The organism is Intestinirhabdus alba (genome assembly GCF_009711095.1).
GTDB classification, from domain to species: domain Bacteria; phylum Pseudomonadota; class Gammaproteobacteria; order Enterobacterales; family Enterobacteriaceae; genus Intestinirhabdus; species Intestinirhabdus alba.
Genome location: NZ_WMJZ01000007.1, coordinates 171,619 through 182,540 on the forward strand (window position 1 = coordinate 171,619; position 10,922 = coordinate 182,540).

10 protein-coding genes are annotated in these 10,922 nt (G+C 59.3%); 6 read left to right on the forward strand and 4 right to left on the reverse strand.

Going from position 1 to position 10,922, the window contains the following annotated elements; genetic code table 11:
• Positions 1-5: 5 nt before the first annotated feature.
• The gene (gene pntA / locus GJV78_RS07535; protein WP_155107739.1) at positions 6-1,535 is read right to left on the reverse strand and encodes a Re/Si-specific NAD(P)(+) transhydrogenase subunit alpha; all 1,530 of its coding nucleotides are present in this window, start codon (positions 1,533-1,535) and stop codon (positions 6-8) included.
• A 751-nt stretch (positions 1,536-2,286) separates the two neighbouring features.
• Here pntA and ydgH point away from each other — a divergent pair.
• From ydgH to folM, 3 genes are all read left to right on the forward strand, one after another.
• On the forward strand, positions 2,287-3,231 hold the full coding sequence (gene ydgH, locus GJV78_RS07540) for a DUF1471 family protein YdgH (RefSeq protein WP_155107740.1): 945 nt from the start codon (positions 2,287-2,289) through the stop codon (positions 3,229-3,231).
• Between the two features lie 181 nt (positions 3,232-3,412).
• On the forward strand, positions 3,413-4,795 hold the full coding sequence (locus tag GJV78_RS07545) for an amino acid permease (RefSeq protein ID WP_155107741.1): 1,383 nt from the start codon (positions 3,413-3,415) through the stop codon (positions 4,793-4,795).
• 36 nt (positions 4,796-4,831) lie between these two features.
• Positions 4,832-5,557, forward strand: coding sequence for a dihydromonapterin reductase (folM, locus tag GJV78_RS07550; RefSeq protein ID WP_155107742.1), 726 nt, complete (start codon positions 4,832-4,834; stop codon positions 5,555-5,557).
• Here the strand turns inward: folM and GJV78_RS07555 are convergent.
• Entirely contained in the window at positions 5,551-5,886 is a 336-nt protein-coding gene (locus GJV78_RS07555) for a GlpM family protein (protein ID WP_155107743.1), read from the reverse strand. The two genes, folM and GJV78_RS07555, sit on opposite strands and share 7 nt — an antisense overlap.
• Positions 5,887-6,158: 272 nt before the next feature.
• Here GJV78_RS07555 and rstA point away from each other — a divergent pair, with 272 nt between their 5' ends.
• From rstA to tus, 3 genes are all read left to right on the forward strand, one after another.
• A complete protein-coding gene (gene rstA / locus GJV78_RS07560; protein ID WP_155107744.1) occupies positions 6,159-6,920 on the forward strand; it encodes a two-component system response regulator RstA in 762 nt (253 codons plus the stop codon).
• Positions 6,921-6,932: 12 nt separating this feature from the next.
• Positions 6,933-8,234: a two-component system sensor histidine kinase RstB gene (gene rstB, locus GJV78_RS07565; RefSeq protein WP_155107745.1), complete on the forward strand. Its 1,302-nt coding sequence runs from the start codon at positions 6,933-6,935 to the stop codon at positions 8,232-8,234.
• Positions 8,235-8,326: 92 nt separating this feature from the next.
• Complete coding sequence (gene tus, locus GJV78_RS07570) at positions 8,327-9,256, forward strand: DNA replication terminus site-binding protein (protein ID WP_155107746.1); 930 nt, start codon at positions 8,327-8,329, stop codon at positions 9,254-9,256.
• Here tus and fumC read toward each other — a convergent pair.
• Together fumC and GJV78_RS07580 are read right to left on the reverse strand one after the other, a co-directional pair.
• The gene (gene fumC, locus GJV78_RS07575; RefSeq protein WP_155107747.1) at positions 9,253-10,656 is read right to left on the reverse strand and encodes a class II fumarate hydratase; all 1,404 of its coding nucleotides are present in this window, start codon (positions 10,654-10,656) and stop codon (positions 9,253-9,255) included. The genes tus and fumC overlap by 4 nt on opposite strands.
• Positions 10,657-10,791: 135 nt before the next feature.
• On the reverse strand, positions 10,792-10,922 hold a 131-nt coding region (locus GJV78_RS07580), incomplete at its 5' end, for a fumarate hydratase C-terminal domain-containing protein (RefSeq protein ID WP_167519431.1).

Below are 10,922 nucleotides of genomic sequence, written 5' to 3' on the forward strand. Positions count from 1 at the left end.
ACCCCTTAATTTTTGCGGAACATTTTCAGCATGCGCTGAGTGACGGTGAAGCCACCGAAAATATTAATGCTGGCAATCAGCACCGCGACAAAGCTCAGGAAGGTAACCCATCCTCCGTGACCAATCTGCAGCAGTGCGCCAACCACGATAATCCCTGAAATGGCGTTCGTTACCGACATCAGCGGCGTGTGCAGCGCATGCGACACGTTCCATACCACGTAGTAACCCACCACGCAGGAGAGCGCGAAAACGGTAAAATGGCCGAGGAACTCTTTCGGCGCTACGCTGGCCAGCCAGCCAAACAGAATAATCGCCAGCGCCATCAGCGCATATTTACGCCACGGAGAGGCCGGCGTTTCTGGCGCTATCTGCGGCGGAGCGGCTTTCGGTGCCGCCTGCGGCTGCGCCGATACCTGAATTGGCGGCGCGGGCCAGGTGATCTCGCCTTCGCGCACCACGGTCACGCCGCGCACCACTACGTCGTCGAAATCAACGACGATATTGCCATCCTTCTCCTTGCACAGCAGCTTGAGCAGGTTGACCAGGTTGGTGCCGTAAAGCTGGGAGGACTGGGTCGGCAGACGGCCCGGCAGATCGGTATAGCCGATAATCTTCACGCCGTTATCGGTGGTCACCACCTGACCGGCAACGGTGTACTCGCAGTTGCCGCCGTTCTGCGCGGCCAGATCGACGATCACGCTGCCCGACTTCATGGCGTCAACCATTTCGCGGGTAATCAGCGTCGGGGCCGGTTTGCCGGGGATCAGCGCGGTGGTCACGATAATATCCACCTCTTTCGCCTGGCTGGCGAAGAGTGCCATTTCGGCCTTGATAAACGCCTCGGACATCACTTTGGCATAGCCGTCGCCGCTGCCCGCTTCCTCTTTAAAATCCAGCTCGAGGAACTCAGCGCCCATGCTCTGGACCTGCTCTTTTACCTCCGGGCGGGTATCAAATGCGCGCACAATCGCGCCAAGGCTGTTGGCCGCGCCGATGGCGGCAAGGCCCGCCACTCCGGCCCCGATCACCATCACTTTCGCCGGTGGCACTTTCCCCGCCGCGGTGATCTGTCCGGTAAAGAAGCGACCAAATTCGTGCGCGGCCTCCACGATGGCGCGATAGCCTGCGATATTGGCCATGGAGCTAAGCGCATCCAGCGACTGAGCGCGGGAAATACGCGGGACGGAGTCCATCGCCATCACCGTAACATTACGTTCGGCAAGCTTTTGCATCAGCTCCGGATTCTGGGCGGGCCAGATAAAGCTGACCACGGTGGTGCCCGGATTCAACAGCGGGATTTCTTTCTCATCCGGCGCGTTGACCTTCAGAATGATATCTGACTGCCAGACGGCGCTGTCGTCGACGATTTCCGCACCCGCCTGCGTAAACGCCCTGTCGTCAAAACTTGCCAGTTGACCCGCGCCGCTCTCTACCGCGACGGTGAAACCCAGCTTCAGCAGTTGTTCAACCGTTTTTGGCGTTGCGGCAACGCGGGTTTCATTGGTAAACCGTTCTCTTGGTATGCCAATTCGCATAATGTTCCCTTCCATCGTTATTTTTGATGATGGTATGTCAGTGAGCGTGAGCTGCTCCGGCAATCTCATGTGGAGACCAATAAAATAGAACGCTAACAGCGCCACGCTGCACAAACTCGTTCAGAGCGCCTCCTGGCCCAGGGCAATAAACCTCCGGACGCGAGGTTTGCAAGGCGACCGGGGATTCAGTGCGTCGCGCCAGGAAAGAGGTAGCCTGAAGAATGACGCGTATATAACCTAATGAAAATAGTGACCGTAATCCAGCGCACCAGAACAGTATTTATAACAAAATTGCCAGAATATGAACGATTCAGGCCACAGATCGGGATAATGACCTTTGATTATTCACCTGAGGCCGATAATTCGCTCAGACGAAGCGGCAAAACGTGATTTAGCGCCATAGCGATCCGTTAGTTAACATTAAATTAACTTATATATTTCACACACTTCCCGCCGCGGTCGCGCTGACGGTAGACTTCGTCTATTAACGCGAACGTTATTGTTTTATACCCGTCATACTTCAGGCTGCATGTGTATTGGCTTCTGGTTACTCATCTCATCCATGAGACTCGCCCTGACGGGCCGCCGCTGCGCGGCGTTCAAATCTGTTTCCGACAGATTTGTCACTCGCTATGGCGCATCGGGAGAAAAATGACGCAGACAGTCACCGGGTTTAAATGCCATAATCAGCCACGTTTTCAGTCAATAACAATACCAGTACCTGGTTTGCGCAAGGCGAAGGATTATTTTTATGAAGCTTAAGAACACTCTGCTGGCGTCCGCTCTGCTCTCCGCAACGGCGTTTTCCGTCAATGCGGCTACGGAACTTACTCCGGCTCAGGCGGCAGCGCTGAAGCCTTCAGAACGCATCGTTATTACCGGCCGGTTTAACGCCATTGGCGATGCGGTAACGGCGGTATCCCGTCGGGCGGACAAAGCGGGTGCCGCCTCTTTTTATGTCGTTGATACCTCTGACTTCGGCAACAGCGGCAACTGGCGCGTCGTCGCCGACCTCTATCCGGCCGATGCCGAAAAGGCCGAAGCCAACCATAACCGGGTAATTAACGGCGTGGTAGAGCTACCGAAAAGAGAGGCCGTGCTGATTGAACCGTTCGACACCGTCACCGTTCAGGGCTTCTACCGCAGCCAGCCGGATGTTAACGACGCCATCACCAAGGCCGCAAGGCAAAAAGGCGCGTATGCGTTCTATATTGTCCGGCAGATAGATGCCAACCAGGGCGGCAACCAGCGTATTACCGCCTTTATCTATAAAAAGGATGCTAAAAAGCGCGTCGTACAAAGCCCGGACGTTATTCCGGCCGACTCTGAGGCAGGTCGCGCGGCGCTGGCCGCCGGCGGGGAAGCGGCGAAGAAGGTAGAGATCCCAGGCGTCGCGACGACCGCCTCGCCGAGCTCAGAGGTGGGACGCTTCTTTGAAACGCAGTCGTCAAAAGGCGGCCGTTACACCGTCACTCTTCCGGACGGAACAAAAGTGGAAGAATTGAACAAGGCGACCGCCGCCATGATGGTGCCGTTCGACAGCGTTAAGTTTACCGGCAACTACGGCAACATGACGGAAATCTCCTATCAGGTGGCCAAGCGGGCGGCGAAGAAAGGTGCCAAATATTACCATATCACCCGCCAGTGGCAGGAGCGCGGTAATAACGTCACCATCAGCGCCGATCTCTATAAGTAAACCGTACGCGGCGGGCGGCCTGCATCGCGCCCGCCCCATCGTTTAGCAATAAATTTCACCTCTGGCGTTGCATGCGCCCTCCTCCCTCCGTAAAATCGCGCGCTTCGAGTTGTTTCCGCCATTTTTATGCGCTTTGTCATAATAATTATTCTTCGACATTCGTTTTGCTAACGGGATCGCCATGGAAAAGAAACTGGGACTGAGCGCGCTCACCGCGCTGGTGTTAAGCTCAATGCTTGGCGCAGGGGTCTTTAGCCTGCCGCAAAATATGGCTGCCGTGGCCAGCCCGGCGGCGCTGCTGATCGGCTGGGCCATCACCGGCGTCGGGATCGTGCTGCTGGCCTTCACCCTGCTGATCCTGTCCCGCATCCGCCCCGATCTCGACGGCGGCATTTTCACCTATGCCCGTGAAGGATTCGGCGAGCTGATCGGCTTCTGCTCCGCCTGGGGCTACTGGCTATGTGCGGTTATCGCCAACGTCTCCTATCTGGTCATCGTTTTTTCCGCCCTGAGCTTTTTTACCGACACGCCCTCCCTGCGCCTGTTCGGCGACGGCAATACCTGGCAGGCGATCCTCGGTGCATCGCTGCTGCTGTGGCTGTTCCATTTTCTGATACTGCGTGGGGTACAGACCGCGGCCAGCATTAACCTGGCGGCCACCCTGGCAAAGCTGCTGCCGCTCGGCCTGTTCATCGCCCTGGCCGCGGTAATGTTTAAATCGGATACCTTCAGCCTGGACTTTACCGGCCGGGCGCTGGGCGCGCCGCTCGCTGAACAGGTGAAAAACACCATGCTCATCACCCTGTGGGTGTTTATCGGCGTTGAGGGCGCGGTGGTGGTATCGGCGCGCGCCAGAAACAAGCGCGACGTTGGACGCGCCACCCTACTGGCGGTGCTTGCCGCTCTCGGGGTCTATCTGCTGGTGACCCTGCTTTCCCTCGGCGTCCTCTCCCGCCCGGAGCTGGCGGCGCTGCGCAATCCGTCTATGGCCGGGCTGATGGTTAATATGATGGGGCCATGGGGAGAAGTTGTTATCGCCGCAGGGCTGATTGTTTCCGTCTGCGGTGCCTGGCTGAGCTGGACCATTATGGCGGCGGAGGTGCCGCTGCTGGCGGCGAAATACGGCGCGTTTCCGCGGGCTCTTGCCCATCAGAACGCCCGCAGCGCGCCGTCGGCCTCCCTGTGGTTGACCAACATCTGCGTCCAGGCCGGCCTGGTGCTGATCTGGCTCACCGGTGCCGACTACGGTACGCTGCTGACCATTGCCTCCGGCATGGTGCTGGTGCCCTACCTGCTGGTGGGCGCTTTTCTGCTGAAGATCGCCAGACGGCCTCTCCACCGGGCGGTAGGTATCGGAGCAGCCGTTTATGGCTTATGGTTACTGTATGCGTCTGGTCCCCTGCAGCTGCTGCTTTCCGTGGTGCTCTACGCGCCGGGACTACTGGTGTTCCTTTACGCGCGCCGGACGCGCGCGGGCCACGCCGCGCTGAATCGCCTGGAGCGGGTATTGATTGGTCTGCTGCTGATCGCCGTCTTCCCGGCGACGTGGATCCTGATGGGGTAAGAATGCCCCCATCGCCTGCTGCCAAAGGAGATTACGATGAGCAAACAACGCCCACGACCGCTGCTGATCACCGGCGGAGGCCGCCGCATCGGCCTTGCCCTCGCCTGGCACTTTATCCATCTTAAACAACCGGTTATCGTCAGCTATCGGACGCCTTATCCGGCCATTGATGGCCTGGCGCAGGCCGGGGCGCTGTGCCTGCAGGCCGACTTTTCTACCGATGAGGGCGTACTGGCCTTTGCTGACAAGGTGAAAGAGAGCTGCGACGGGCTGCGCGCCATTGTACACAACGCCAGCGCGTGGATAGCCGAAGAATCCGGCACGCCGCTATCCGGAGTGCTCTCCGCCATGATGCAAATCCACGTTCATGCTCCCTATCTGCTCAACCATGCCCTGGAGCCTTTGCTGCGTGGCCACGACCATGCGGCCAGTGATATTATCCATTTCACTGACTACGTGGCGGAGCGCGGCAGCGATAAACATATCGCCTACGCCGCCAGCAAAGCGGCGCTGGACAATATGACCCGCTCGTTCGCCCGCAAGCTGGCACCGGAGGTAAAGGTCAACGCCATCGCCCCTTCGCTGATTTTGTTTAACGAAGATGACGACGCGGCCTACCGACGGCGGGCGCTGGACAAATCGCTGATGAAGAGCGCGCCGGGCGAAAAAGAGGTTATCGATCTTGTTGATTACCTGCTCACCAGCTGCTTCGTCACCGGACGCAGCTTCGCGGTGGACGGCGGCCGTCATCTGCGTCAGTGAAACCGGAGCCAGCCGATAATCAGCAGCCAGGCGCACAGCCCCCAGCAAACCACCGCGCCGCCGAGCGCCACCGGTAGCCGCAAAAAGCCGATGAAATACCACAGCGAGGCGAGATAGATAAAGTACGGCACGATGGACCACATGCTGAAAACAAGGGTCGTGCGTAACGCTTCCACCCCGCGCTCGCTGGCCACAATATAGTGGGCAATAAGGGCAAAGGTGGGAAACAGCGGGATCAGCCCGGCAATATAATAATTTTTCGTCTTCGCCAGCAGCGTAATCAGCACGACCACCAGCGCCCCCAGCGTGGCTTTTACCACCAGTCCCATTGTTGCTCCTCAGAGCCTGGCCCACCAGGCGTTATTGGCCGGCCAGTCTGGACACGGACAGCGCGCAGAAACCGGGGCGTACACGCAGCACGTGAGGATTCCTGGCGCTGCCAGGCTCCAGAATGCCGGGTGAAATAGACCTGATGGGCCAGGCACTTAACCTATTGCTAATGCAGAAGCTGTAGCATAACGGAAACGAGTTCGTTTAAAAAAGGTTAATTGAAGGGACGATGGCGGCGGTGTATGTTGGCGTTTTAGCTCCGTTTAAAAATATGAACACTATCGTTTTTGTTGAAGACGACCCGGAAGTTGGCTCGCTGATCGCCGCCTGGCTGGCGAAGCACGATATGGAGGTTCTGGTGGAACCATGCGGCGATCTGGCAGAGGCGATGATTCTTCGCACCCGCCCGCAGCTGGTTCTGCTGGATATTATGCTGCCCGGCAAGGATGGCATGACCCTTTGCCGGGACTTGCGCGAAAAATGGTCCGGCCCCATCGTTTTGCTGACCTCCCTCGACAGCGACATGAACCATATCCTCGCCCTGGAGCTGGGTGCCTGCGACTACATTCTGAAAACCACCCCGCCCGCCGTACTGCTTGCCCGCCTTCGCCTGCACCTGCGCCAGGGCGAGCAGGCCGGCCAGAGTCAGGAACTTTGCCGCGCCCGGATCGCCCCGCATAAAGCGCTGAGCTTTGGCACCCTGACCGTCGATCCGGTCAACCGGGTGGTCACTCTTGCCGGCGAAGAGATCGCGCTGTCCGGTGCCGACTTTGCGCTGCTGTGGGAGCTGGCTACCCACGCCGGACAAATTATGCATCGCGACGCGCTGCTGAAAAACTTACGCGGCATCAGCTATGACGGGCTGGATCGCAGCGTGGACGTCGCGGTTTCACGATTGCGTAAAAAACTACAGGACAACGCCTTCGAGCCGTATCGCATCAAAACCGTGCGTAATAAAGGCTACCTGTTTGCACCGCACGCATGGGGTGACGAACCGACCGGCTTCCGTCGCGCAATCTGTCACAACCAGTGAAGCGGGATTTTAATGAAAAAGATGTTCGTGCAGTTTTATCTCCTGCTGTTTCTCTGCTTTCTGGTGATGACCCTGCTGGTCGGGCTGGTGTACAAATTCACCGCCGAGCGCACCGGCAGGCAGTCGCTTGACGATTTGATGAAAAGCTCACTCTACCTGATGCGCAGCGAGCTGCGCGCCGTTCCTCCCCGCGACTGGGGCAAAACGATTAAAGAGAGAGAACTGGATCTCTCCTTTGAACTGCAGGTCGAACCGCTCAGCAAGTACCGGCTGAACCCGGTCGCCACCCGGCATCTGATGGCGGGCGAGATTGTCGCCCTTGATGAAAGCTATACCTTTATACAGCGTATCCCGCGCAGCCATTACGTGCTGGCGGCCGGCCCGATCCCCTGGCTCTATTTTCTCCATCAGATGCGGCTGCTGGACGTGGCGCTGATCGCGTTTATCGCCATTTCACTGGCCTTTCCGGTGTTTATCTGGCTCCGGCCCCACTGGCAGGAGATGCTGCGACTGGAGGCCGCCGCCCAGCGCTTCGGCGATGGCCACTTCAGCGAACGGCTGCACTTTGACAGCGGTTCCGGCCTGCAGCGGCTGGGCGTGGCGTTTAACCAGATGGCGGACAATATCAACGCCCTGATCGCCAGTAAAAAGCGGTTGATTGACGGCATCGCCCACGAGCTGCGCACCCCGCTGGTGCGCCTGCGCTACCGGCTGGAGATGAGCGACACCCTGAGCGACGGGGAGTCGCAGGCGTTTAATCGCGACATCAGCCAACTGGAGGCGTTGATTGACGAGCTGCTCACCTACGCCCGGCTCGACCGGCCGCAAAATGAACTCCTCCTGAGCGAGCCGGACCTCCCGGCCTGGCTGGTAAACCATCTCTGCGAAGTACAGAGCGTCAACCCGACGCGGGCAGTAGTGCTGCGCCAGCTGATACCGGGGAGCTACGGCGCGCTGGATATGCGCCTGACGGCGCGGCTACTGGATAACCTGTTGAACAACGCGCTGCGCTACTGCAACAGCGTCGTTCAGGTCAGCCTGCTGCACGACGCCGATACCGCCACCCTCGTCGTGGAGGATGACGGGCCGGGCGTTGGCATCGACGACCGGGAGCGGATCTTTGAGCCCTTTGTGCGTCTCGATCCGAGCCGGGACCGCGCCACCGGCGGCTGCGGCCTTGGGCTGGCTATCGTCCGCTCCGCGGCGCTGGCGATGGACGGCACGGTCGTTTGCGAAGAGAGCGACACGGGCGGCGCGCGCTTCAGCTTTCGCTGGCCCCTGCGATTGCCGCCGGCGAACATTTCGCCTGCCTGACCTCGTGGCACACTGGTCACGCCTGATATTTCTATGCTATAACCATAGTATGTTGTAACTAACAACCTTTCGCCACAGCAGGAAAAGTAACCATGGCCCGCTATGATATTGTCGATCGCCTGAACGGCACCTTCCGCCAGATAGAGCAGTCGCTGGCGACCCTCACGGAAACCCTTGAGCGGCAGCACCTGCTCATCGGCCGGGTCTTTTCCCTGCCGGAAATCAGCAAACAGGCGGAGCACGATCCGCTGGCCACCATTGAGGTAACGCAGCATCTGGGGAAAGAGGCGCAGACGCTGGCCCTGAGCCACTATCGTCATCTGTTTATTCAACAGCAGTCGGAGAACCGCAGCAGCAAGGCGGCGGTTCGCCTGCCCGGCGTGCTGTGCTATCAGGCCGACGCCGCCGCCCGGAGCGAGCTGGAAAAGCAGGTGCAGCATATCAACCGGTTAAAAACCACCTTTGAGCACATTATCACCGTCGAATCCGGCCTGCCGTCGGCGGCGCGTTTTGAATGGGTACACCGTCATCTGCCGGGGCTTATCACCCTCAGCGCTTACCGCACCCTGACGCTGCTTAACGATCCGGCCACCCTGCGCTTCGGCTGGGCCAACAAACATATTATTAAAAACTTCAGCCGCGATGAGATCCTGGCGCAGCTGAAAAAGAGCCTTGCGTCGCCGCGCAGCGTGCATCCCTGGAGCCGGGAGGCGTGGCAGGAGAAGCTGGAGCGCGAGTATCAGGACATAGCCGCCCTGCCGCAGCAGGCGAAACTGAAGATTAAGCGGCCGGTGAAGGTGCAGCCCATCGCCCGCGTCTGGTACAAGGGGCAGCAAAAGCAGGTACAGTACGCCTGTCCGACGCCGATCGTCGCGCTGATTAACCGCGACGACGGCGTGGGCGTGCCGGATATCGGGGAGTTGCTTAACTATGATGCCGATAACGTGCAGCACCGCTTTAAGCCCCAGCCACAGCCCCTGCGGCTGATTATCCCCAGGCTACACCTGTACGTGGCCGATTAGCGCCGGGGCGCTGCGCTGCCGACCATCAGCTCCGGGCGCACCCAGCGGTCAAACTCCTCCTCGCTGAGATAGCCCAGCGCCAGGGCGGCGGCTTTTAAGGTCAGCCCCTCTTTGTGCGCCTTTTTAGCGATCCCGGCGGCCTTGTCGTAGCCGATATGGGTGTTCAGGGCGGTAACCAGCATCAGGGACTCGTTCAGCAGCTTGTCAATTCGCTCGCGGTTGGGTTCGATTCCCACCGCGCAGTGGCTGTTAAAGCTCGCCATCCCGTCCGCCAGCAGCCGCACCGACTGCAGGAAGTTATGGATCACCATCGGGCGATAGACGTTAAGCTCAAAGTTGCCGGAGGCCCCGCCCATATTGATCGCCACGTCGTTGCCCATCACCTGGCAACAGAGCATGGTCAGGGCTTCGCACTGGGTCGGGTTCACCTTGCCCGGCATAATCGAGCTGCCCGGCTCGTTCTCCGGGATGGCGATTTCACCAATGCCGCAGCGCGGGCCGGAGGCCAGCCAGCGCACGTCGTTGGCGATCTTCATCAGCGACGCCGCCAGCCCTTTTAGCGCTCCGTGGGCGTGTACCAGCGCATCGCAGGTCGCCAGCGCTTCAAACTTATTCGGCGCGGTGACGAACGGCACGCAGGCGATCACCGCCAGCTCGTCGGCCACCCGACGAGCATACTCCGGATGGGTGTTCAGGCCGGTGCCCACCGCGGTGCCTCCCAGCGCCAGCTCCGCCACGTGCGGCAGGCTGTTCTCAATATGCCGGAGGTTATGTTCCAGCATCGCCACCCAGCCGGAGATCTCCTGCCCCAGGGTCAGCGGCGTGGCGTCCTGCAGGTGGGTCCGGCCAATTTTAACGATATCGGCAAAGGCGCGTGATTTTTCACCCAGGGTGGCGGTAAGCGCTTTCAGCTGTGGAATCAGCTGTTTACGCAGGGCCAGCAGCGCCGCGACGTGCATCGCCGTTGGAAAAACGTCGTTCGAGCTCTGGCTTTTGTTGACGTCGTCGTTGGGATGCACCTTGCGATCCATCCCGCGCCCGCCGCCCAGCAGCTCGCTGGCGCGGTTAGCCAGCACCTCGTTCATATTCATGTTGGTCTGGGTGCCCGATCCGGTCTGCCAGATGGCCAGCGGAAACTCTTCGGCGTGTTTATCCGCCAGCACCTCGTCCGCCGCCTGGCGGATGGCGAGCGCTTTCTCCGCCGACAGCAGGCCAAGATCTTCATTAACCTTTGCCGCCGCGCGTTTGGTCAGCGCCAGCGCATGGATCAGCGAGACGGGCATTTTCTCAGTGGAAATGCGGAAGTGCTCCAGCGATCGCTGAGTCTGCGCCCCCCACAGCCTCTCCGCAGGAACATCAATTGTGCCCATCGTATCTTTCTCGCTACGCATAATTGTCATTACTTTCTCCTTGATAACCAAAAAGTTAAGAACGTCGCTCACAGTCCCGTCAGGATTAAGTATTGTTGGCTTCAGAGATTGTGCATGTCGCTTTGTGCGCTATAAAAACGGCCGGGACAGTCCCGACCGGAAACCTTACTTTACGCAGCGATCGCACTGCTGGCTGAGGATCTGCTGGAAGAAGTCGTTGCCCTTATCGTCCACCAGAATAAAGGCCGGGAAATTTTCCACCTCGATTTTCCAGATCGCCTCCATTCCCAGCTCCG